Here is a 23,060-nt window from a genome sequence, read left to right on the forward strand (position 1 = left end):
ACCAGTGTGACGAGGCGGCTGTGCGATGCACCAGTTCCGACTTGGGGTTTCCACGGAACCAGCAAGGCTTGTCCTGGCGCCATCAATTTCTTGTTTGTCGCCGGCGATATCGATCGCCGATGATGCCCGTATGGCGACCTTGGGCCGCACGGCACCACAGGTAGAGCACCCGACGAACCTGGCGGCTGGATTGCGCTTGTTCCTTCTTACGCCAGGTACGCTTTATCCCCACCTAGAGGATGATTGTCATGAAGTTTGCTGTTACCTTCTTCGCCGCGTGCCTCACGCTGACCTCGACGCAGTCGCTGGCGCAGCCGGCCGAATATCCCACCAAGCCGATTCGCCTGGTTGTGCCGTATCCGGCAGGCGGGTCGACCGATGCGGTCGCACGCCTCGTCGGTCAAAAGCTCTCCGCGAAGCTGGGCCAGCCTGTCGTGGTCGAAAACAGGCCGGGAGCGAGCGAGACCATCGCCGCGAGCTTCGTGGCCAAGTCCCCGGCCGACGGCTACACCCTCTTCCTCTCCACCATGACGGGGCTAACGGTCAACCCAAGCCTGTTCAGCAAGCTGTCGTACGCCCCGCAAAAGGATTTCGCCCCGATTGCCCTGGCGGCAACGATCCCCAGTGTCGTCGTCGTGAATCCGAACGTGCCGGTGCAATCCATGGCGCAGTTGCTCGACTACCTGAAGGCCCGGCCCGGCATCGCCTATGCATCGGGAGGAAACGGAACGCCGAACCACCTTGGCATGGAGTTGTACAAGAAGGCGACCAACGTGAGCCCGATGCACGTCCCGTACAAGGGTGGTGCGCCGGCGCTGCAGGACCTGATGGCTGGCCAGGTTCAGGTCATGCTCGGGCTGATACCCGAGGCGATGCCCCTGGTCAAGGCGGGCAAGCTGAAGGCCCTGGCGGTAACCACCGCGAAGCGCGTTCCCGACTATCCCGATCTGCCTACGGTGTCTGAGTCGGGAGTGCCAGGATTCGAGCTGATCTTCTGGTCCGCGTTCGTGGCGCCGGCCGGTACGCCCAAGGAGATCGTCACGAAGCTCAACCAGGCCATCGACGGGATTCTCCATGAGAAGGAAACCGTCGCCAAGATGACCGAGATGGGACTCACTCCCGCAGGCGGATCACCGGAACAACTCGGCGCGCTGATCAAGAGCGAGACCGTCAAGTGGAAGAAGGTCGTCGACGACGTGGGGATCAAGCTGGATTGATCCCCTGCGCTGGCTCCCTCGTGACCCAAGGCATCCGCTTATGTGACGTTTTTGTGCAGCACGGGACCAAAGCGGAGCCATCCTTTCATCATTGTGACGGCGTACAACATGGAAAAAGTGAAGTTTATTGAGATGAAGGCCGGTTCGGCGGAAGAGTTCCAGATGCTTGCTGCCCGCGACGAAATCTATAGCGACGGGTTGCCGCGTCGGCTCATCGATATGCTGAAACTACAGGCGAGCGATGACGGCGGTTACCAGGTGAATCGTCTCGAACATGTGCTGCAGACCGCGACCCGCGCCTACCGGGACGGCGCGTCCGAAGAATGGATCGTGGCCGCCCTGCTGCACGACATTGGCGACGTCCTGGCCCCGGACAATCATTCCGCCGTCGCCGCCGAGATTCTCAGGCCGTTCGTCTCGGAAGAGATCTGCTGGGTGATCAGGCACCACGGGGTCTTCCAGGGGTTCTACTACTGGCACCATATCGGCCGGGACCAGAACGCGCGCGAAGCCTTTCGCGGCCACCAGTATTTCCAGTCCGCCGAACGGTTCTGCGAGAGATGGGACCAAAGATCATTCGATCCCGATTACGACACGCTGCCGCTGCATGTCTTCGAGCCGATCGTGGAACGCGTATTTGCGGCAAAGCGGGCAACATGAGAACTGACGCGGGAAGATCGAAGGCGCGGCGATGCCGCGCTTTTTTTTTTGCTTCGCCGGGCGGCTCAGTAAGTGGCCACGCCGGTGTCAGCTGCCCGGGCTGGCATCCATCGCCGCGAACACTTCCGCGGCCAGATGGAAGGCGGAGTTCGCCGCGGGCACGCCGCAATAGATCGCGGTTTGCAGCAGCACCTCCTTGATCTCGTCACGCGTCACGCCATTGTTGGCGGCGGCGCGCAGGTGCAGCGCCAGTTCTTCCGAGCGGTTCAGCGCCACCATCATGGCGATGGTCAGCAGGCTGCGCGTATGCCGCGGCAAGCCCTCGCGCGTCCAGATCTCGCCCCAGGCGTAGCGTGTGATCAGGTTCTGGAACTCCTCGTTGAGCGGCGTCAGCCGCGCGAGCGAGCGATCGACATGCGCACTGCCGAGCACGTCGCGCCGCACCGAGAGGCCGGCGTCGTAGCGCGCGTGGTCGTCGGTCACGGGCAGGCGGCCGTGCACGAAATCGATCAGCGCGGCGGTGAAGCGGCCGGGCTGCTCGAAGCTGGAGATATGCGCGGCAGGCAGTTCGACGAAGCGCGCGCCGGGAATCGCATCGGCCAGCGAGCGGCCCTCCTGTGCACTCGTCGACGGATCCTGGCTGCCCGCGATAACCAGCACGGGCACCGTGATCGACGACACCCCCTGGCGGAAGTCGGCGTCTCGCACGGCCGCGCAACTGGCCGCATAGCCGCGCGGATCGAGCCCCGCGAGCACGCTGCGCAGGCCATCCAGCGCGCGGTCCGCCGTGGCGGCAAACCCCGGCGTAAACCAGCGCTCGACGGAAGGCGCGACCATCACGGCCATGCCGTCGCGCAGCACGGTGTCGATGCGCGTATTCCATCCATCCGCATTGCCGATCTTCGCGGCGGTATTGGCCAGCACGATGCGGGAGAAGCGCTCGGGCGCATGGATGCCCAGCCACATCCCCGTGAGACCGCCCATCGACAGGCCGCAGAACACCGCCTGCCCGATCCCCAATGCGTCCAGGATAGCGATCACATCGTGCCCGAGTTGCTCGACGGAGAAGGCATCGCCTGGCGCGGTCGAGCGGCCGTGTCCGCGCGTGTCATAGCGCACGACGCGAAAGCGCCCGGCCAGCGCGGCCGCCTGCGGGTCCCACATGGTGTGGTTGGTGCCGAGCGAGTTGGAGAAGAGGATGGCCGGGGCGGACTCGGGGCCGTCGACGGTGTAGAAGAGGCGGGCGCCGGCGTGGTCGAGATAGGGCAATGCAGTCTCCTTGGGATCGCGGGCGGCCGCGTGGCCGGCGCGTCGTGGTGGTTCGGGTCTGGGGGCAGTCAGTGCACAGTCAGTCCGATGTGCGCGCGGCCAGCGCGGATTGCCATGCCTGCACGGCGGCATCCGCAAAGGCCGATGACTGGCCCGCGTAGTTGGCGGGATCAGCAAGGCGGTCAAGCGTGGCGTCATCGAGCAGGCAGGCATGGGCGGGATTCTCCTGCAGCGTGCGCGCGAGGGCTTCGCGCAGGCTGGTCCCGTCGGCCACGGCGCGCTGCGAGGCGTTCTCCACCAGATGGTGCGCCTGCAGCCGGCCGATCCTGCCACCGAGTTCCAGCATCGCGGCCTCGCCGAGGATCAGGCCGTGCGTGAGATCGAGGTTGGCACGCATGCGCGCCGCATCGACCTGCAGCCCTGCCACCACCTCGCCCATCTGGCGCAGCGCGCCCGCAGCCAGCGAGACGATCTGCGGCAGCGTGTCCCACTCCGCCTGCCAGCCGCCGAGCGCGCGCTCGTGTTCCTGCACCATGCCGGACAGCATCGTTGCCACCAGCGGCGGCACACGTACCGATGCCGTCAGCACCGCCGCGCAGCCGACCGGATTGCGCTTGTGCGGCATCGTGCTGGAGCCGCCGCGCCCGGGACCGGCGGGCTCGGCGACTTCCGCCACCTCGGTCTGCATCATCAGCGAGATATCGCGTGCCACCTTGCCGAGCGTGCCGGTCAGCATGCCAAGCGTGGTGGCAACCTCGACCATGCGGTCGCGATGCGCGTGCCACGGCAGGACGGGTGCGGCGAGATCCAGCTCGCGGGCCAGCGCAGCGGTCACGCCGGCGGCGGCATCGCCGAGGCTGGCAAGCGTGCCCGCGGCGCCACCGAACTGGAGCGCGCGGGCCTGCGCGCGCGTGGCATCAAGGCGGCCGAGATCGCGGCGCAGCGCGTCGAGCCAGCCGGCGGCCTTGAGGCCGAAAGTGGCCGGCAGTGCGTGCTGGAGCCAGGTGCGCGCGACCATCGGCGTGGCGCGATGCGCGGTGGCCAGCGCGGCGCAGGCTGCGCCCAGGCGGACCAAGTCGGTGTCGAGCGCGCGCAGCGCAGCGCCGAGCTGGAGCACCAGCGCGGTATCAATGATGTCCTGGCTGGTGGCGCCCCAGTGCACGAAGCGCGCGGCTTCGGCATCGCGCGCGGCGACCGCGGCGGTGAGCTGTTTGACGAAGGGAATGGCGAGATTGCCGGCGGCGACCGCTGACTGTGCGAGCGCATCGAGGTCAATGACGCCGACGTCGCCGCAGACGTCGGAGATGACCGCCGCGGCAGCGGCCGGAATCACGCCGCATGCCGCTTCCGCACGCGCGAGCGCGGCCTCCACGGCGAGCATGCGTTGCACCGTGCCGGCATCGGAGAAGATGTCCAGCACAGCCGGGCTGCCGAACATGGGGTCGGTGAGACGCGTGACTGTTGGCATGGGGGCGGGCGATGGGTAGCGTGCGTGGCCGTGACGTTTGACGGCCACCTGATTATGCGTCTGTCGCCGCAGCCAGGGCAGATGCCCCGGCTGCCGGCGTGGCCGGGTGCGCGGCCCTCAGATATCGAAGAACACGGTCTCGTCCGGCCCTTGCAGCACGATATTCCAGCGCAGCGTGCCGTTGCCGGCATCGCTGGCAACCAGCGTGCTACGCCGCTCGGCCGGCACCAGCGCCAGGACCGGGTCGGCCGCATTGGCCGCGGCCTCCTCCGGGAAATACACCCGCGTGGCGACATGCTTGACCAGTCCGCGCATGAACACCGACACCATGATGTGCGGCGCCTGTGGCCGGCCGTCCGGACCGGGCACGGTGCCCGGCTTGACGGTGACGAAGCGGAACGAGCCGTCGGCCTCGGTCGGCACGCGGCCGAAGCCGGTAAAGCCGGGCACCAGCGGCAGCTCGCGCGCATCGTCAGGGTGGCGGTAGCGGCCGGCGGGGTTGGCCTGCCAGATCTCGACCATGCCGTCCGGCACGGGCTCGCCGTTGCCGTCGGTCACGCGGCCTTCGATCACGATGCGCTGGCCGGCCAGTTCCGGCGCGCTGGCGGTCAGGTCGGCGCAGTTCAGGCCGCTCAGGCCGATATGGAGATAAGGGCCGACAGTCTGGGATGCGGTGGCGTAAAGCATGGTCTTACTCCATCGGCGTGGCATCGCGGCCACGCAGCACGATATCGAAACGGTAGCCGAGCGCGTATTCGGGCTGGGTCGTCTCCCAGTCGAGGCTGGCGACGAGCCGGTCGCGCGCCTTTTCGTCCGGCACGCAGTTGAAGATCGGATCGAACGGCAACAGCGGATCGCCGGGGAAATACATCTGCGTCACCAGCCGCGTGGCATAGGCGTTGCCGAACAGCGAGAAGTGGATATGCTGCGGCCGCCAGGCATTGTGGTGGTTGCGCCAGGGATAGGCGCCAGGCTTGATGGTCTTGAACTGGTAGCGCCCGCTGGCATCGGTGACGGTGCGGCCCTCGCCCGAGAAATGGGGGTCGAGCGGCGCATCATGCAGGTCGCGCTTGTGCACGTAGCGGCCGGCCGCGTTGGCCTGCCAGACTTCGATCAGCGCATTCGGCACCGGCCTGCCATTCTCGTCCAGCACCCGGCCGGTGACGAGGATGCGCTCGCCGATGGGCTCGCCGCCGTTGCCGACGGTGAGGTCGTTATCCCCTTCGCGGACGAACTCGGCGCCGAAGTTGGGCCCGGTCACTTCAGACAGCGACTGCGGCAGCGCAATCAGCGGCTGGCCCGGCGAGCGCTTCTGCGTGGAGGCATAGGTATCGAAGCGGTATTCGGGCTGGGTGTCCCAGTAGGGACGGCGGTACTGGGCAAGACGGGTCATCGCGCAGTCTCCTTGTCATTGGAATGGTTTGACTTTAAACAACACATAAAGTCATGTAAATTAAGATTCTTGCGAAATACGATAACTTTTTGGCATGAAACCCCATCCCGCGCCTATGCCACCGCCCGTACTCGAAATCTTCCGCAATCGCGTGCGGCTCCGGCATCTCTATTGCTTCGTGGCAGTATCCCAGACCCAGCACCTGGGCCGCGCCGCCGAACGCCTGGGGCTGACGCAGCCGGCCGTCTCCAAGACACTGAGCGAGCTCGAGGAACTGGCCGGCACCCGCCTGCTGGTCCGGCAGCGGGCCGGCACCGAACTGACCACCGCCGGCACGCGCTTCCTGCGCCACGCCCTGCGCATCCTCGCGGATATCGATGCGGCGGCGGACAGCATGGCCGGCGCGGATGCGCTGCCGCAGGAGCGCATCAGGCTGGGTGCACTGCCGAGCGTCGTGCCGGCGGTGCTGACTGACGCCCTGCTGCGTTTCCGCGCCGCGCATCCCGAGGTCGGCCTTGCCGTGCAGACCGGCATGAACCGCAACCTCATCGACCAGCTCAAGGCGGATGTGCTCGACCTCGTCATTGGCCGGATGGATGACCCGGTGGCCATGGAGAGCCTGTGGTTCGAGTCCCTGGGCCCGGACTCGCTGGCGCTGGCGGTTCGCCCCGGGCATCCCCTCGCCGCCGTATCGCGGCCAACGCTGGTCGACGCGCTGGCGTGGCCGCTGGTCATCCCGGCCGCGGGCTCGATTCCACGCCACAACACGGAAAGCCTGCTCGCCCGGCACGGCCTGCCCCTGCCGGGCGGCTGCGTGGAAACCGCGGACGCCTATCTCGGACGGCTGCTGGCCCGGCAGAGCGACAGCGTGTGGGCAGCGCCGCTCTCTGCAACCAGGCGCGCGGTATCCGAGGGGGATCTGGTACTCCTGCCGATCGATACGCAGGGCACCGAGGAGCCGATCGGCCTGCTGCGGCACGGCGACCGCACGCTCACGCCGATGGCCGAGGCGCTGGCGAACTGCATTCGCGCCGCGGCCCAGCCTGCTTCCGCTCAGTGACTTGCGATGCTCGCGCCGCCCTTGACCGGGTCGCCGGCAACCGCCGCGGGGCGGCTGCTGAAATGCTTCACCAGCAGTGCGCCGGCTGCAAGGAATGCCGGCACGGTGAGCAGCGTAAAGATCGTGTCGAAGCCCAGGTGCAGGCGCAGCAGTTCAGCACCTAGCAGCGCACCGGTGATGCCGCCGAAGCGGCCGATGCCAAGCATCCAGGCGACGCCGGTGGCGCGGCCCTGCGTCGGGTAAAAGGCCGCGGCCAGGGAAGGCATCGACGACTGGGCGCCGTTCATGGCCGTACCGGCGATGAAGATCAGCACGCCCAGCAGCACCTGGCTGCCGGTGCCGTGGCCCACTGCGTAGATCAGCACGCCGGTTGCGGCGTACGTGATGGCGATGACCTTGTTCGGATTGAAGCGGTCCATGAACCAGCCGGCCGCGATGGTGCCGATGCCGCCGCCGAGCGGGAACAGCGCCGTCAGGAATGACGCGTGCTGGATCGAGAAGCCGGCGTCCTTCATCAGTGTCGGCATCCAGCTCGTCAGCAGGTAGAAGATGACGAGGCCCATGAAGTAAGTGGACCACAGCATCGCCGAGCCCAGGCGATAGCCGGGAGCCAGCACGGTGCCGATGGCGGATCGGGTCGCCGGGGCCTGCTCGCTGATGATGAAGCTTTTGGCCTCGGGCAGGTCCGCGCCGGTCACGCGCCGCAGCACCTTGCGGATCTGGTCCGCCGGATACTTGCGCAGGACCATGTAGCGCACGGACTCCGGCAGCAGCACCACCAGGAACAGCGCGAGCGCAAGTGGCACGATGCCGCCAAGCAGCAGCACACTGTGCCAGCCGAAGTGCGGAATCACCGCGGCGGCGACAAAGCCGCCAGCCGCGGAACCGAGCGGAAAACCGCAGAACATGGTGTTCACGAGCACGGCACGGCTGCGTTGCGGCGCGAACTCCGAGGTCAGCGTCACGGCATTGGGCATGGCGGCGCCCAGGCCCAGGCCGGTCAGGAAGCGCCAGACCGTGAGCCAGCCCAGCGTGGGCGCAAACGCGGTGGCGAGGCTGCAGGCGCCAAAGAAGAAGACCGACAGCACCAGCACCTTCTTGCGGCCGACACGATCGGCCAGCGGACCGGCGAAGATCGCACCGAAAGCAAGGCCGAACAGGGCCGCGCTCATGACGGGCCCGAGGGCTGATTTCTCGATCCCCCAGTCCTGCACCAGCGCCGGCGCGATATAGCCCATCGCCGCGGTATCGAATCCGTCAACGGCAACGATCAGGAAGCACAGGCCAAGAATGAGCCACTGGTAACCAGTGAATCGCTGGCCGTCGATCAAGGCCTGGACGTCTGCGACGCCGCCTTTGGTTTGGGTGGGATGTGTCACTGCTGTCTCCGTTTGCCTGGAAATCGCACTAACCGCCCTCCAGGCAGGACATGCGATCATGTTCTAATAGCGAACTAATGTTCCCTAATTGAACGAATCTTAGGCAACGGGCATTGCGACTCAAAATTGGCGTAAACCCGGCAGGAAATGGGGCAGTCCAGCGGCCGTGGGCATGCGGAATTCACCAGGATTCTTGCCCTTTGCGGCCCGGGGTTGGCCATTTTGGCTTCATGGAACGGTGGTTTCTATCAAGAAAGAGGCTAGTCGCGAAACTTATTCACAGACTACCCCTGCGACAATCCGATCAGATAAGGAAATTTCATGTAAAGAGCGCCAACTCTCAATTTACATTCCGAAACCCGCGACCTATAGTCCCTGGCCCCGCTGCGCCGAGCCGATGCAATCCCGCGGCGACGTGCCTGTCCAACGTATCAGGACATGGGGCTACCACAAGGCACGGCCGAACCGAATCCCATCCAATCATGCAACGCCTGCTTCTCATCCTTGGCTGCCTGCTGATCGCAGCCGCCGCTGCCTGGCCCTGGCTGTCGAAGCTGCCGCTCGGGCGGCTGCCCGGCGATATCCATATCGTCCGGGACGGGTTCAGCTTCTACTTTCCGATCACGACCTGCATCCTGGTGTCGGTGCTGGTGTCCGTCGTGATCTGGATCTTCCGGCGCTGAGCACTGCGAGGTGGCTAGGCTTCCGCCTCCGTCCGGAACACCGCCATCGCCCGCTGCATATGCAGCGCCTGCTCCTGCAGCGACTGCGCGGCGGCGGCGGCCTCTTCCACCAGCGCGGCATTCTGCTGCGTGACCTGGTCCATCTGCGCAATCGCCTGGTTGACCTGGGCGATGCCGGTGCTCTGCTCGCGCGAGGCGTGGCTGATCTCGTCCATCATCGCGGTGACGCGCGCGATCGCGCTGACGGTGTTCTCCATGGTCGCCGCCGCATCCAGTGCCAGCGTGTTGCCGGCTGCCACGCGCTCTGCCGACTGCGAGATCAGCGCGCGGATCTCCTTGGCCGAGCTGCCCGCGCGCTGCGCCAGCCCGCGCACCTCGGTCGCCACCACGGCAAAGCCGCGTCCGGCCTCGCCGGCGCGCGCGGCTTCCACCGCCGCATTGAGCGCCAGGATATTGGTCTGGAAGGCAATGCTGTCGATCACCGCGATGATGTCGACGATGCGGCGCGAATCGGCCTCGATCTGCTGCATGGTCTGCTGCATGCGGCCCACCGCCTCGCCACCGGCCAGCGCAATGCCCGAGGCTTCGCGCGCCAGTTCGCTGGCCTGCCCGGCGCTGCCGGCGTTCTGCTGCACGGTGGCGGTGAGCTGCTCCATGCTGGCCGCAGTCTGCTCCAGCGACGAGGCTTGCTCCTCAGTGCGCTGCGACAGGTCGATATTGCCCTGCGCGATATCGCCCGCCGCCGCCAGCACGTTGTGGGCGCCGGCCTTGGTATCGCCGATCAGCGCGCGCCAGCTGTCCACCAGCGACAGCAGGTGCCGCTTGACGTCGCTGAACTCGTCGCGCCCGTGCACCGCCATGCGCAGGCCGAGGTCGCCGGCATTGATGCGCTCGACCATCCCGGCCACCTCGCGCACGTCACTGCGCATGCCGCGGCTGAAGCCGATAAACAGGTAGAACGCGATCGACACCGTGACCAGCGCAACCCCCGCCAGCAGTGCGAACTGCCGTTTCTGCGCGGCGATGCGCTGCGCAAGCATCGCGCCAGCAATGGCGGAGAACGCCTTGTTGGCCGCCAGCACGCCGTCGATCGCCGCGCTCGCCTCATCGAAATACGCCTTGGCCTCGATGTCGATGCCGCCCGCGCCCAGCATGCGCACCTTGAGCGTGCGATAGAAGTTGTCCATTGCCGCCAGTTTTGCCAGGGCCGCGTCCACCTGAGCCTGGTGGGCGGGCGCGTTGTAGCGCACGCGTGCAAGATCGCGCCGCACCGCTTCCAGCCCTTCGTGGATCTGCTCGGCCAGTGCGCCAAGATCGGCCTGTTGCGCCGCATCCGCATAACCGCCGCGCGCAATGATGCCGGCGCCGCGACCGCGCGCCAGCGCGCTCTGCTCGGCCAGCCGGGGCATGGGGCCCGCCAGCAGGCTGATCAGATAGTACGAGGCGGCTTCGCCGTCCAGCGCCAGTTCGGAGCGGTCGGCCACATCACCGATATACAGTTGCGTCTGCCTGACCAGCGCGCTGTGCCGCGCGAACAGCGGCCCGGCTGTGGTGTTCAGGCCCAGGCCGCGAATCTGCTGCCAGTCCTGCTCCAGCTTGCGCGCGCCGTCATCGAGGCCGAAGGCGGGATTCTCCGCGGCCGTGCGGATCAGCTGGGCGAGATTGGCGGCGGCGTTGTTATCCGCGCCGTCGAAGGTCGGGCGGAAACCCGCATTGCCCGCCAGCACGGCATTGGCGGCGCCGCGACGCACCTGGGTCTCGCGCATGAAATCGAGCGCGTGCTCGACGATGGCAAGCCCGCGCATCTCGCTGTCGGTGGCTCGGATCGCATGCGCGGAAGCGCTCAGCACGACATACATCGCGCCGCACAGCGGCACCAGGAAGAGCACCGCGATCAGCGTGAGCTTCTGGTTGATATTGAGGCGCGCCATCAGGCGCTCGGCGGGGCGTAGGAAGGGGGTCATGGGGCTCGATGGAACGGGGTGGTTACCGTCCTATCGGCCGTGTTTTCGGGGGCTGAAGGCCGTTTGGCAAAGACTTTGATGACGCTCAAAGAGGGTGCAGAAAATGCCCCTGGGTGGGGCGAAATGCACGGCTTGTGGGCGGAAATCCAGCGTTTTCCTCCGCTCCGTGCACGCCTCAGTCTGCGCGCGGATGCGCCAGGAAAAACCGCAGCATCTCCGCGCTGGCGTCGGGCCCCTTCGGATCGGTGTAGCTGCCGCGACCGCTGCCGCCCGACCACGCGTGTCCGGCGCCGTGGATCACCCAGTACTCGGCGTCGATGCCGGCGGGCGTCGTGATCTTGCTCAGCGTGTAGTCGTGACCCGCGCGCGAGGTCCCGCGCTGCTGGCCCTTGCGCGCCGCGCCTTGCTCGAATGGCGCCACCAGCCCGCTGCCGTTGGACGGGTGTACGGTCTTGTCGGCATCGCCATGGAACACGATCATCGGCCTGGTGGGCGGTAGCGGCTGCGCGCTGTTGCCCTTCGACACGCCGATGCCCTTGCCTCCCCGCATGGCGCCCAGCGCGGACGGCAGGTCGTGCGCGCTGCCCGCGGGCAAGCCCGAGTGAATGCCAGCCGCCGCGAACAGGCCGGGATAGCGCTGGATCAGCACGGCCGCCATCGCGCCGCCGGCGGACAGGCCGGCTACATAGACGCGCCGGGCGTCGATGCCGTGGGCGGCGATGACCTCGCGGGTCATGCCGGCAATCAACGAGGGCTCGCCGCGGTCGGCTTGCTGGTCGCCGGGCCGGAACCAGTTCCAGCACTTCGTTGGGTTGGCGTCGGTCGGCTGGATCGGGTACAGCACGGCGAAGCCGAGCCGCTCGGCAAGTTCATTCATGCGGGTGCCGGCGGCGAAGTCGTCGGCGTCCTGCGTACATCCGTGCAGCATCACGACCAGCGGCATCGGCTCGGCATGCCGGCCGGCCGGGATGTAGAGCTTGTACGCGCGGGTGCCGGCCTGGTTGGCGTAGGTGCGCTGGGTGAAGTGCCCGGGTTCGGCGCGGGCAGCGGTTTGTGCGGGCTGGGAAGCCGGGGCAGCAGAAGGCGCGCGGGCCGCCGTGCGCTCCAGGCCCACGCCATCGGGGCCGCGGGTTCGAACCGCAGCCCCGTCATGGGTCAACAGGCGTTCGACCACTTGTGCCGGCATTGGCGCCGCCGGACCGGGCTGCACAACCGCGGAAGCGTGCTGGCGCAGTGCCCGCTGGATGACCTCGGTGGCCTCCATCGGGCCTGCCGTCTGCAGCAGCTGCATGGCCTCGTACATCGAAGCGAGGAACGCGTCATTCATTCTCATCATTGTTTCCAGGCAACCTGGCGAACCAGGGGCGGCGACATTGCCGCGAACTACCGTATTCGCCCGGCCAGCGCAGCCTTGACTGCAGCCGGGGCGTGAAAGGCGCCAAGTACCACGACGGACTCGATGGTCGCCAGGGCAAGCTCCGGACTGACATCCGACGCAATGCTCGCCAGGCCGAGGACATGGATATCGAGTCGTTCATTGGCCGCGCGCGCCGCCTCCAGGTCCTTCTTGGTGAAGTGCTGCAGCCCGAGGACCAGGGCGCGACGGCTCACCGTTTCCTGGATAACCACCGCATGCGCGACCAGTTGGTTCCGGATGGCTGTCCGGATCAGATCAGAGCGGTTCGAGTAAAAGCCTTCTTCGACCAGCAGGTCGATCTGCCCCAGGTCTACCGGGCCGAGGTTGATGGTGATTTTTTCCGTATCACCGGTCTTCGGTTTCGTCAGGGGTGAGGCTTCGGTTTTCTGAGGGGTCATGTCTTCATTCAGCGTTGGGCTCAACGATGCAAGCACGCGCATAACCCTCCAATCCCCATCCATGCGCCATCCATGCACCATCCATGTGGATGGTCGATTTATAGGAAACGGGCGGTGTCAGGTCAAGGCAAAAGTCAGGATGTGCCCGATGGGATGCTTGTGAGGGAATCTGCAGCGCACAAAGCCGGCGGTTTATCCGGCAAGCCGGTCACCGTGTGGCGTCGAACCCATCGGGAAGGAAGGGGGCGTCGGCGGATGCCGGCGTCAAGGGGCGACCTTGCGGAGGAAGCGGCACCGGATCGGAGGGCCACCCGGCATATGACGTCAGAGTTGCGAGCCGATCAGCGAAGCCATCCGGTCGCGCAGCTTTTCGGTCCAGGGGCGGTTGACCCACTGTGTGTACGTCACCGGGCGCGACAGCGTCAGGTCCCCCTCGAAGATCCGGGTCTGTTCGGCGGCAAAGGCGGCATCCAGGATATTGAGCGTGGCTTCGTCGTTGAGGCGGAAGGACCGGTTGTCGAAATTGGTCGACCCGACCGACACCAGCAGGCCATCGACGATCAGGACCTTGCAGTGATACATCGTCGGCGCGTACTCGGCAATCAGCGCGCCCGCCTTGAGCAGCGCGCCCCAGCGGCCGCGCGAAGCCGAGCGTACGGTTTCTGAATCGATATGCTCGCCCGGCACGATCACCCGCACCCTGACGCCTCTTGCCAAAGCCGCCAGCAAGGCTTTTTCTGTCAGTTCATCCGGCACGAAGTAGGCCGCGGACAGGTCGATGGCCTGGGCCGCCGCCGTGATGGCGAGGTGGTACATCAGCGCCATGCTCTCGCTGCCGCCCGTGGGGGAGCTGCTGAACATCTGGGCGCGGCCGTTGCCGACCGGCGGCAGTTCAGGGAAGTAGTCCGGGCCATGCGGCACCGCGCCGCTGACCTTGATCCAGTTGTCCAGGAACACGGACTGCATCTGGCCCACCACGGGGCCTTCCACCTGGAAATGCGTATCGCGCCAGTGGTCAGGATCCTGGGCGTTGCCGGTCCATTCCGGCGCGACGCCGACGCCGCCGGTAAAGCCGATCGTGCCGTCGACCACCAGCACCTTGCGGTGCGTGCGGTTGTTGAGCTTGCCGACGGTGTACCAGCGCACCGGGTGATAACGGCGCACGTCCACGCCGGCACGGGTCATGAGGCCCAGCGCGGACTCGTCGATCTTGGAACTGCCGACCGCGTCCAGCAGGACCTTCACCTTGACGCCTGCCTGCGCGCGCTCGGCAAGGGCCTGCGCGAACTCGTTGCCGATATCGCCCGACCAGTAGATGTAGGACTCGAAATTGATGGTCTTCTTCGCGCCGCGGATCGCGCCCAGCATCGCGGGGAAGATCTCGTCGCCGTTCCTGAGCACGCGGTAGCGGTTGCCGTCGACGACCGGCGGCCCGAGCAGGACGCCCAGCTCGCGGGCGAACTGGGGGTCGGCCAGGCCGTAGAGCCGGTCGAGGCGGCGCTCGATGCGTTTTTCGCCGCCGATCAGGTTGTACGCCACGATGCCGCCTAGGGCGAGCACGAGAACGACGGCAACCAATGCGAGCATTCGGCCCCTTCTACGCATGCCTGGAAAGACGCGGCGGCGGATCACGCAAGCACCATGATGTCTGGCCCCAGGGGTTCACCGGCAAGCTGGCGACCGCCACAGGATACGTCATTACCGGATCTCCGCTCGCCTGCGCGGCGTATCAGCGACGCTTCGGTGCAGTTGACGCGCGCTTGATCCGGCCGCCCAGGCCGCGCCTGGCGTCGGGCAACTCCACCACGCCCAGTCCCGGAATCGCCTGGCGCACCGCGTCGATAAAGAACCTGAGCTTGGCCGGGTAGAAGCGCGCGTAGGGATAGACCAGGTACATCGGCAACGGATCCGCCTGCCAGTCCGGCAACAGGTGCAGCAGTTCGCCACGGGCGAGGTCGTCGGCGAAAATCCAGGCCGAGCCCACGCCGACGCCCAGCCCCAGCCGGGTGGAGGCGCGCAGCGCGTACAGGCTGTCGGTGCTGACGCGCGGCCGGAAGCCGATCCGGCGGCGCTCGCCGCTGGCCTGGTGCGACAGCTCGATCTCGTTCCGATAGAAGGTGCGCAGCGCGAGCCAGGGCAGGTCTTCCAGGTCCTCGGGCCGGCGTGGCAGCGGCCTGCCCTCGAACAGCGACGGCGCTGCGATGACCAGGCGCGGTATCTCGGCCAGCCGCACCGCGACCACGCCCGGCTCATGCACCTCGCCCACATGGATAGCGCAATCGATGGCTTCGGCAATGAAATCCGGGGTGCGGTCGTGCAGCAGCCATTCCACCGAGACCTTGCGATATTGCTGCAGGTAGCCGGCCAGCGGGCCGACCAGAAATTCCTGGCCGAAGGCATGGGGCACCAGCACGCGCAGCGTGCCCTCGGGCTCGTAGCCGACCCCGCGCAGGTCGGCCTCCAGCGTCGCCCAGTCGGCGACCAGTTCCTTGGCCCGCTCGTAGCAGCGCTCGCCGTCCTCGGTCAGGTTCATCGCATGCGTGGAGCGCTGCAACAGCCGCACGCCCAGCATCCGCTCCAGCGTCTGCAGGCGGCGGCTGATGGTCGGCTGCGTGGTGTGCATCTGCGCCGCAGCCATCGACAGGCTGCCTGACTCGACGATGCGCACGAAGGTCTGCATCAGTTCGATGCGGTCGGCCGTGGTAGCGCCGGGGCCGGGAGCCTGCTTGCGCGGCGCCTGCCGCCGCGTCGATGGCGTGGGGACCGCCTGGCGCTTCATACGTGCCTCGTATAGCCATTGTTCACGGCACACGTCTACCAGAACGCGGCCGGCTGGACAACACTTCCCCCCATTCCAGACACCAGATCCAAGGAAACACAATATGTCCGCCCTCGACGCTACCTCCGCGTCCGCGCCCGTTGCCAGACCGGCCCTGCCCGGCAGGCTGGTGCTGCTGCTCGCCGCCGGCGCCGGCGCGTCGGTCGCCTCGCTGTACTACAGCCAGCCCATGCTCGGCATCATGACGCCGGACCTGCGCACGTCCGATACGGTGGTCGGCGCCATCCCGACCCTGACGCAGCTCGGCTATGCGCTGGGCATCCTGCTGCTGGCCCCGCTCGGCGACCGCTTCGACCGCAGGCGCATCATCCTGGCCAAATCCGTGGTGCTGGTAGCCGCCTTGCTGCTGGCGGGCTTCGCGCCCGGCATCGGCATGCTGCTGGCCGCCAGCCTGGCGATCGGCCTGTCTGCCACGCTGGCCCAGGACATCGTGCCCGCGGCCGCGACGCTGGCGCCCGACGCCGAACGCGGCAAGGTGGTGGGCACGGTGATGACCGGCCTGCTGCTGGGCATCCTGCTGTCGCGCGTGGTCAGCGGCTTTGTCGGCGAGCATTTCGGCTGGCGCGCGATGTTCCTGGCGGCAGCGGCGAGCATCGCCGCGATCGCGCTGGTGGCACGGCGCCACCTGCCGCGTTTCACGCCGACCGCGGTGCTGCCGTACCGGGCGCTGCTCGGGTCGCTGGCCACGCTATGGCGTGCGCATCCGGCGCTGCGCCGCGCCGCGCTGGCGCAGGCCCTGCTGTCGGTGGGCTTCAGCGCGTTCTGGTCCACGCTGGCGGTGATGCTGCATGGCGCGCCCTTCCATCTCGGCAGTGAAGCCGCGGGAGCGTTCGGCCTGGCCGGCGCGGCCGGCGCGCTCGGTGCTCCCATCGCCGGCCGCATTGCCGACCGCCGCGGGCCTGAGCTGGTGACCCGGCTCGGGGCCGTGCTGACGGCGCTTTCCTTCGCCGCCATGCTGCTGTCGCCGCTGCTGCCCCCCCAGGGCCAGCTGTGGCTGATCGGCGCCAGCGCGATTGGCTTCGACCTGGGCGTGCAGGTCACGCTGGTGGCGCACCAGACCATCGTCTACGGCATCGACCCCGGCGCCCGCAGCCGCCTGAACGCGGTGCTGTTCGTCGGCATGTTCACCGGCATGGCCGCGGGCGCCGCCCTCGGCAGCGTGACCCTGGCGCACTACGGCTGGACCGGCGTGGCCGCACTGGCCAGCGCTGCGGCGCTGGCAGCGCTGGCCGTGCGGATGCTGCCGCAGGCGCGCCTGCCTTGACCGTCGCGACGGTTCCGAAGCGTGGGAAGGACCATGCTGTGCTGCAGCACGCTGGCAGCAAGACAAGTGGCGCGGCTCCCTTATTGTGGATGCCGCGCCATTTTTCTTGAAGCAACAAGCTTGCAACCCTTACACGCTCTGCAATGGTTGCACGCATCCAGCCGCCGCAGCGCCCTGCCAGGCGGCCCGGCCGCACGGTACGAATCTTGCCGTTTCCTGAATACCCGCCCGCGGGGCCGCACGCTTTTTTCGCGTCGGCATCCGCTCATGGCGCCAAACTCACATACTCAGGAAATCAGCATGAGCTACTACTACGACGAACGCCAACGCGACGAACGCCAGCGCCGCCATGCATGGGACGACGACGACTGGCAGCCGGAATCCGAGCGCGATCACTGGCAGGCGCAGCGGCGGCGCCAGCAGCTGTCACCGGGGCAAACCAGCTATGGCGGCCCGGCCCGCCCGGCCGGCGACTACAGCGAGCAGTACAGCGCGCGCCGGTATCCCGAACGGCCCGGCGCCCGGGACTATGAAAGCCGCTCTGGCAGCCGTGACGAACGCTACGGCAGCCGAGAAGACGACCGCTCTGGCCGCTATGGCAGCCGCGACGAGCGCTTCGGCAGCCGCGATGACGACCGCTACGGCCGCTATGGCAGCCGCGACGAGCGCTTCGGCAGCCGCGATGACGACCGCTACGGCCGCCGCGAAGAAGGCCGCTACGGCAGCAGCGGCAGCAACCTGCGCTACGGCCTGAACGGCGGCTACGGCTGGGAACGCGCTGGCGAATGGCGCGATCCGCAAGCCTGGCAGCGCGACGACGATTCCGCCGAACGCCAGTGGCGCGAAAGCGCCGAGCGCGCGCGCGCCCCCCACGAAGCGGCGCGCAGCGGCGAGCACGATCCGTCCTTCAGCGAACTGCGCAGCGACACCCGTTACTGGACCGAACCCGGCAACGACTGGGACGAGGAGCAGCGCTACGGCCGCCGCTACAGCCGCGAAAGCGCACGCCGCCGTGGCTGGGAAGTCGGCGAGCGCGATGACGACGGGGATGATGACCGCGAGGACCATGGCGTGCTTTACAACCTCGGCCGCCGCATCGGCGAGGCCGTCGGCGACTTGTTCGGCAGCTCCGACGACGAGCGGGAACGCGAACGCGGCTATGGGGGCTACCATGCGCCCTACCATGAACGCGAGCGCCACGCGGGCCCGCGCGGCTATCAGCGCAGCGACGACCGCATCCGCGACCAGATCTGCGAGCGCCTCAGCTATGCGCGCGGCGTGGACGTCAGCGACGTGAGCGTCGAGGTCAGCAGCGGCGTGGTGACGCTGGCGGGCACAGTGCCTAGCCGCAGCCAGAAGTACTACATCGAAGACCTGGCCGACGGCACCTACGGCGTCACGGAGGTCAGCAACGACATCCGCGTGCGCCGCGAGGGCACTGGCATCGCCGGCAGCACCGCCGCCACCGGCACCCCGGGCAGCACCGACGTGTCGGGCAGTACATGGCGCGCCTGATGCGCTGACGCGCTGACGCAGCAAACCGGCCGGCACCCGCCGGCCGGCCTCGTTCCTGGAACCCTGCAACGCGGCATGCCCACGCTCAAGATCGCCACCTTCAATATCAACGGCATCCGCAGCCGGCTGCCGGCGCTGCTCCGCTGGCTGGAGCACGAGGCGCCGGATATCGCCTGCCTGCAGGAACTGAAGACCGCCGACGAGAGCTTCCCCGCCCGCGAGATCCGGGAAGCGGGCTATGGCGTGACCTGGCATGGCCAGAAGTCATGGAACGGGGTCGCGATCCTGGCGCGCGACAGCGAGCCGGTGGAAGTGCGCCGCGGCCTGCCCGGCGACCCGGACGACAGCCACAGCCGCTACCTGGAAGCCGCGGTGCAGGGCATGGTGATCGGCTGCCTCTACCTGCCCAACGGCAACCCGCAACTGGGACCCAGGTTCGACTACAAGCTGGCATGGTTCGAGCGCCTGATCGAACACGCGCAGACCCTGCTCGACAGCGGCCATCCGGTGGTGCTGGCGGGCGACTACAACGTGGTACCCACCGACGAAGACATCTACAACCCGCGCTCGTGGCGCAAGGACGCGCTGCTGCAGCCGGAAAGCCGCGACGCTTACGCGCGCCTGCTGGCACAGGGCTGGACCGACGCGCTGCGCGCGCGTTACCCCGACGAGCGCATCTACACCTTCTGGGACTACTTCCGCCAGCACTGGCAGACCGACTCCGGCCTGCGTATCGACCACCTGCTGCTGAGCGCCGACCTGGCACCGCGCCTGCGCGATGCCGGCGTGGACCGCTGGGTGCGCGCCGAGGAGCATCCGAGCGACCATGCGCCGGCGTGGGTGGTGCTGGACCGGCCTGCTGCCACGCGGCGCAAGCGGGCGGTTTAGGGCCAGGCGCGGTGCTAGGCGCCCGCCACGCTCCCCTCCGCCGCCAGCCTGTCCCGGATAAACCCCAGGAACGCGCGCACGCCCTCGGGCAGCGTGCGTCCGGCCAGCGTCTGCAGTTCGATCGCGCGGCTCTTCATGCCGCGTTCGCGGATCGCCGCGGCGTGCAGCTCGCCGCGGCGCAGCCGGTCGCCCACGGTCACCGCACCGGAGATCGACAGGCCGCCGCCATGCAGCACGAAGTTGGTCAGCGTCTCGAAATGGTTGGTCACCAGCACCGGCTCGAACACCACGCCGCGCTCGCCGCAGGCGATGTCGAACAGCTGGCGCACGGTGTTGTCGCCCTCCGGCAGCGCCAGCGGATACGGCTGCATCTGCGCCAGCGTGACGCTGCGAAAACGCGCCAGCGGATGGTCCGGGCGCATGATCGCGATCACCGGCGCCGGCTGCCGGTGCTCCACGCGGATGCCCTGTTCCGCGGCACGGCTGTAGGTGATGCCGATATCGGCGTCGCCGTGCAGCACGATGCCGGTGACCTCGGCCGGCGGCGCCACGCGCACGTGGAAGTGCAGCCCCGGATAGCGCTCGCGGAACTCGGCAATGATGCGCGGCAGGAACTCGATGGCAAACCCGGCCGAACTGGCCACGCGCACCCGGCCCCGGCGCAGGCCCTGCAGCGCCGCGATCTCCGACACCACGCGATCGGCCTCGAGTGCGCCGCGCAGCGCATAGGCGGCCAGCAGCTCGCCCGCGGCGCTGGCGACCATGCCACGCGGGCGGCGGTCGAACAACGGCACGCCCAGCAGCGCCTCGAGTGCACCCACCTGGCGGCTGACCGCCGAGACCGTGACGTTCAGCCGCTGCGCCGCCTCGGTCAGCGAGCCGCTGCGCACCACTTCCAGGAAATAGCGCAGCGAGGTGTCTTGCAGACGATGCGACAGCATGGGGCGGCCTCCGGCTCGGTGGGCGTGGCGGTTTGCGTTTTACGCAAGGATATTTGAAAAATTCATCGATTGTGGGAAACCCCGCGGCACCCGTATGCTTTCTCACAAACCACAGGAGACGCCGCCAGCCATGTCGCCCGAACCACTCCCCACCGATCCCATCGTCGAACTCGACGCCGTCGCGCTGTCGCGCGCCATCCATGCGCGCGAGCTCTCGTGCGTGGAAGTGCTCGATGCCTTCCTCGGCCAGATCGACCGCCACAACCCGCGCGTCAACGCCATCGTCGCCCCGATGGAGCGCGACACGCTGCGCACGCAGGCCGCCGGGCTCGACGCCGAACTTGCGCGCGGCGCCAGCCGCGGCCCGCTGCACGGCTTTCCGCAGGCGCCCAAGGACATCAGCCCGGCCGCGGGCATGGTCACCACCAAGGGCTCGCCGATCTTTGCCGGCCAGGTCAGCCAGGCCGACGCGGTGGTGTTCGAGCGCATGCGCGCCGGGGGCGCGCTCTTTGTCGGGCGCACCAATTCGCCTGAGTTCGGCCTCGGCGGCCATACCTACAACCCGGTCTACGGCACCACGCGCAATGCCTTCGACCCGGCGCGCTCTGCCGGCGGCAGCAGCGGCGGCGCGGGCGTGGCCGTGGCGCTGCGCATGCTGCCGGTCGCCGACGGCTCCGACATGATGGGCTCGCTGCGCACGCCGGCGGCATTCAACCATGTATACGGCCTGCGCACCTCGTTCGGCTGCGTGCCGCACGGGCCGTGCAGACGAGGTCTTCTTCCAGCAGTTCAGCGTGGCCGGCCCGATGGCGCGCAACGTGCCGGACCTGGCGCTGCTGCTGTCGGTGCAGGCCGGCTTCGATGCGCGGCTGCCGCTGACGCGCCGCACCGAGCCGCCGGGCACGTTCGCGCTGCCGCCCGAGCGCGACTGGACCGGCGTGCGCATCGGCTGGCTCGGCGACCTTGGCGGCCACCTGCCGACCGAACCCGGACTGCTCGACACCTGCGAGCAGGCGCTCATGCACCTGCGCACGCTCGGCTGCAGCGTCGATGCCGCACTGCCCGCGTTTGACCTGGAGCGCTTGTGGCGGGCGTGGATCGACCTGCGCAGCTTCTCGGTGGCGGGCGCCAATGCCGCGCTCTACCGCGACCCGGCCACGCGCATGCTGCTCAAGCCCGAGGCGGTGTGGGAGATCGAGCGCGGGCTGGCCCTGTCCGGCAACCGCGTCTATGAAGCGATGTGCGAGCGCAGCGCGTGGTACCAGGCGCTGCGCGCCTTGTTCGAGCGCTTCGACTACCTGGTGCTGCCGGTCGCCCAGGTATTCCCGTTCGATGCGAACTGGGACTGGCCGCATGCGGTCGACGGCCGCGACATGGACACCTATCACCGCTGGATGCAGGCAGTGGTGCCGGCCACGATGGCCGGGCTGCCGGCGCTGGCCGCGCCGGCAGGCTTTGGCCCGCAGGGCCTGCCCGCTGGCCTGCAGATCATCGGCCCGGCGCAGGCCGACGCCGCGGTGCTGCAGCTTGGCCATGCCTATGACCAGGCCGGCGGCTTCTCGCGCATGCGCAGCCCCTGGCTGGCCTGAACGCCCGCGCCACCGGGCGGCCATCCATGGCGGCCGCCCGTCGTGGCCATCGCTTGCTTCGAATTCCCCCAACTGCCGGCAGGAGTGATTTCCGATGACCGCAATGCCCCCGAAGCTCTTACTCGCATGCGCCAGCCTGATGGCGCTGGCCGCGGCCCCGGCCGCGGCACAGACCTGGCCCGACCGTCCGCTGCGGCTGGTGGTGCCGTTCGCCGCCGGCGGCGCCACCGATGTGCTGGGCCGCCTGCTGGCGGTCGGCCTCGGCGAAAAGCTGGGCCAGTCCGTGGTGGTCGAGAACAAGCCAGGCGCCAGCACGGTGATCGGCGCGACCCAGGTGGCCAAGGCCGCGCCCGACGGCTATACGCTGCTGCTCGGGGCCAGCACCACGCTGACGCTGAACCCGGCGATCCGCCCCAACCTCGGCTATGACCCCATCAAGAGCTTTACGCCGCTGGGGCTGGTCGCCGACATGAGCCTGGTGCTGGTGGCCAACCCGGACACGCCCATCCGCTCGCTCAAGGACCTGGTGACGCAGGCCAAGGCCAGTCCTGACAAGTTCTCCTACGGCTCCTTCGGCACCGGCTCGTCGGTGCATTTCGGCGGTGAGATGCTCAAGTCGGCCACCGGCATCCGCATGGTCCACGTGCCCTTCAACGGCAGCGCGCCCAGCCTGACGGCACTGGCCGGCGGCCAGGTGCAGGTGGCGGTCGACACCATCGTGGCCACCCTGCCGCTGATCAAGGGGGGCAAGATCCGGCCGGTGGCGGTGCTGTCGCCGCAGCGCCTGCCCGCGCTGCCGCAGGTGCCGACGGTGGCCGAGAGCGGCTATCCGGGCTTCCAGATGGGCACGTGGTTCGCGCTGCTGGCACCCGCCGGCCTGCCGGCGCCGGTGCAGCAGAAGCTGGAGAAAGCGCTGGCCGAGGTCGCCAACGCACCGGCGACCAGGGCCCGCATGGCCGAACTCGGGCTGACGCCGGCGTGGGGCAATGGCGCGGCGGTCAAGGCGCGGGTCGAGAAGGAACTGCCGGAGATGCGGGCGGTGGCGGCGCGGGCGGATATCCGCGGCGAGTGAGCCAGCGGGGGAGCGCAATGGCGGGCGGCTGGCCGCACTCCCCC

Annotated in this window: 19 protein-coding genes and 1 pseudogene; 9 read left to right on the forward strand and 11 right to left on the reverse strand. The window is 68.2% G+C overall.

What is annotated here, in order from left to right:
* The first annotated feature begins 248 nt into the window (after nucleotides 1–248).
* Together AC10V3_RS32835 and AC10V3_RS32840 are read left to right on the forward strand one after the other, a co-directional pair.
* Nucleotides 249–1,217, forward strand: coding sequence for a Bug family tripartite tricarboxylate transporter substrate binding protein (locus AC10V3_RS32835; protein ID WP_022539584.1), 969 nt, complete (start codon nucleotides 249–251; stop codon nucleotides 1,215–1,217).
* Nucleotides 1,218–1,325: 108 nt separating this feature from the next.
* Nucleotides 1,326–1,877 (forward strand): HD domain-containing protein, encoded by a 552-nt coding sequence (locus tag AC10V3_RS32840; protein ID WP_041681851.1) that lies wholly within the window; start codon nucleotides 1,326–1,328, stop codon nucleotides 1,875–1,877.
* A gap of 87 nt (nucleotides 1,878–1,964) precedes the next feature.
* On the opposite strand, the gene pcaDC is transcribed toward AC10V3_RS32840, so the two are convergent.
* The 4 genes from pcaDC to pcaH form a co-directional block, all read right to left on the reverse strand.
* Complete coding sequence (gene pcaDC / locus AC10V3_RS32845; RefSeq protein ID WP_022539586.1) at nucleotides 1,965–3,146, reverse strand: bifunctional 3-oxoadipate enol-lactonase/4-carboxymuconolactone decarboxylase PcaDC; 1,182 nt, start codon at nucleotides 3,144–3,146, stop codon at nucleotides 1,965–1,967.
* A gap of 79 nt (nucleotides 3,147–3,225) precedes the next feature.
* Nucleotides 3,226–4,584: a 3-carboxy-cis,cis-muconate cycloisomerase gene (locus AC10V3_RS32850; protein WP_490924326.1), complete on the reverse strand. Its 1,359-nt coding sequence runs from the start codon at nucleotides 4,582–4,584 to the stop codon at nucleotides 3,226–3,228.
* Between the two features lie 147 nt (nucleotides 4,585–4,731).
* Nucleotides 4,732–5,301: a protocatechuate 3,4-dioxygenase subunit alpha gene (pcaG, locus tag AC10V3_RS32855; RefSeq protein ID WP_022539588.1), complete on the reverse strand. Its 570-nt coding sequence runs from the start codon at nucleotides 5,299–5,301 to the stop codon at nucleotides 4,732–4,734.
* Nucleotides 5,302–5,305: 4 nt separating this feature from the next.
* Complete coding sequence (pcaH, locus tag AC10V3_RS32860) at nucleotides 5,306–6,007, reverse strand: protocatechuate 3,4-dioxygenase subunit beta (RefSeq protein WP_022539589.1); 702 nt, start codon at nucleotides 6,005–6,007, stop codon at nucleotides 5,306–5,308.
* Nucleotides 6,008–6,101: 94 nt separating this feature from the next.
* Here pcaH and AC10V3_RS32865 point away from each other — a divergent pair, with 94 nt between their 5' ends.
* Nucleotides 6,102–7,067: a LysR substrate-binding domain-containing protein gene (locus AC10V3_RS32865; protein ID WP_349607278.1), complete on the forward strand. Its 966-nt coding sequence runs from the start codon at nucleotides 6,102–6,104 to the stop codon at nucleotides 7,065–7,067.
* Here AC10V3_RS32865 and AC10V3_RS32870 read toward each other — a convergent pair.
* Complete coding sequence (locus AC10V3_RS32870; protein ID WP_022539591.1) at nucleotides 7,061–8,446, reverse strand: MFS transporter; 1,386 nt, start codon at nucleotides 8,444–8,446, stop codon at nucleotides 7,061–7,063. The genes AC10V3_RS32865 and AC10V3_RS32870 overlap by 7 nt on opposite strands.
* 482 nt (nucleotides 8,447–8,928) lie before the next feature.
* Here AC10V3_RS32870 and AC10V3_RS32875 point away from each other — a divergent pair, with 482 nt between their 5' ends.
* Nucleotides 8,929–9,129, forward strand: a complete 201-nt coding sequence (locus tag AC10V3_RS32875) for a DUF2905 domain-containing protein (protein WP_010810842.1) — start codon at nucleotides 8,929–8,931, stop codon at nucleotides 9,127–9,129.
* Between the two features lie 14 nt (nucleotides 9,130–9,143).
* On the opposite strand, the gene AC10V3_RS32880 is transcribed toward AC10V3_RS32875, so the two are convergent.
* The 5 genes from AC10V3_RS32880 to AC10V3_RS32900 form a co-directional block, all read right to left on the reverse strand.
* A complete protein-coding gene (locus AC10V3_RS32880; protein WP_022539592.1) occupies nucleotides 9,144–11,093 on the reverse strand; it encodes a methyl-accepting chemotaxis protein in 1,950 nt (649 codons plus the stop codon).
* A gap of 175 nt (nucleotides 11,094–11,268) precedes the next feature.
* A complete protein-coding gene (locus AC10V3_RS32885) occupies nucleotides 11,269–12,426 on the reverse strand; it encodes an extracellular catalytic domain type 1 short-chain-length polyhydroxyalkanoate depolymerase (protein WP_454753402.1) in 1,158 nt (385 codons plus the stop codon).
* Nucleotides 12,427–12,476: 50 nt separating this feature from the next.
* Complete coding sequence (locus AC10V3_RS32890; protein WP_041682227.1) at nucleotides 12,477–12,908, reverse strand: CopG family transcriptional regulator; 432 nt, start codon at nucleotides 12,906–12,908, stop codon at nucleotides 12,477–12,479.
* A 324-nt stretch (nucleotides 12,909–13,232) separates the two neighbouring features.
* The gene (locus AC10V3_RS32895; protein WP_051369987.1) at nucleotides 13,233–14,513 is read right to left on the reverse strand and encodes a phospholipase D-like domain-containing protein; all 1,281 of its coding nucleotides are present in this window, start codon (nucleotides 14,511–14,513) and stop codon (nucleotides 13,233–13,235) included.
* Nucleotides 14,514–14,637: 124 nt separating this feature from the next.
* On the reverse strand, nucleotides 14,638–15,687 hold the full coding sequence (locus AC10V3_RS32900; RefSeq protein ID WP_022539596.1) for a LysR family transcriptional regulator: 1,050 nt from the start codon (nucleotides 15,685–15,687) through the stop codon (nucleotides 14,638–14,640).
* Between the two features lie 103 nt (nucleotides 15,688–15,790).
* Between AC10V3_RS32900 and AC10V3_RS32905 the strand changes: the two genes are divergently transcribed.
* The 3 genes from AC10V3_RS32905 to xth all read left to right on the forward strand — a co-directional run bounded on the left by AC10V3_RS32905 (nucleotide 15,791) and on the right by xth (nucleotide 19,414).
* Nucleotides 15,791–17,011, forward strand: a complete 1,221-nt coding sequence (locus tag AC10V3_RS32905; RefSeq protein ID WP_022539597.1) for an MFS transporter — start codon at nucleotides 15,791–15,793, stop codon at nucleotides 17,009–17,011.
* A 300-nt stretch (nucleotides 17,012–17,311) separates the two neighbouring features.
* The gene (locus AC10V3_RS32910; protein WP_022539598.1) at nucleotides 17,312–18,526 is read left to right on the forward strand and encodes a BON domain-containing protein; all 1,215 of its coding nucleotides are present in this window, start codon (nucleotides 17,312–17,314) and stop codon (nucleotides 18,524–18,526) included.
* Nucleotides 18,527–18,601: 75 nt separating this feature from the next.
* Nucleotides 18,602–19,414 carry an exodeoxyribonuclease III gene (gene xth, locus AC10V3_RS32915; protein WP_490923938.1) on the forward strand — a complete coding sequence of 271 codons (813 nt, stop codon included), beginning with the start codon at nucleotides 18,602–18,604 and terminating at the stop codon, nucleotides 19,412–19,414.
* 14 nt (nucleotides 19,415–19,428) lie between these two features.
* Here xth and AC10V3_RS32920 read toward each other — a convergent pair whose 3' ends face one another.
* On the reverse strand, nucleotides 19,429–20,355 hold the full coding sequence (locus AC10V3_RS32920; RefSeq protein WP_022539600.1) for a LysR family transcriptional regulator: 927 nt from the start codon (nucleotides 20,353–20,355) through the stop codon (nucleotides 19,429–19,431).
* A gap of 130 nt (nucleotides 20,356–20,485) precedes the next feature.
* Here AC10V3_RS32920 and AC10V3_RS32925 point away from each other — a divergent pair.
* Both AC10V3_RS32925 and AC10V3_RS32930 read left to right on the forward strand, forming a co-directional pair.
* Nucleotides 20,486–21,944, forward strand: a pseudogene (locus AC10V3_RS32925) (amidase).
* A 94-nt stretch (nucleotides 21,945–22,038) separates the two neighbouring features.
* A complete protein-coding gene (locus AC10V3_RS32930) occupies nucleotides 22,039–23,016 on the forward strand; it encodes a Bug family tripartite tricarboxylate transporter substrate binding protein (RefSeq protein WP_022539602.1) in 978 nt (325 codons plus the stop codon).
* Nucleotides 23,017–23,060: the final 44 nt, after the last annotated feature.

The organism is Cupriavidus sp. PB-02 (genome assembly GCF_058252315.1).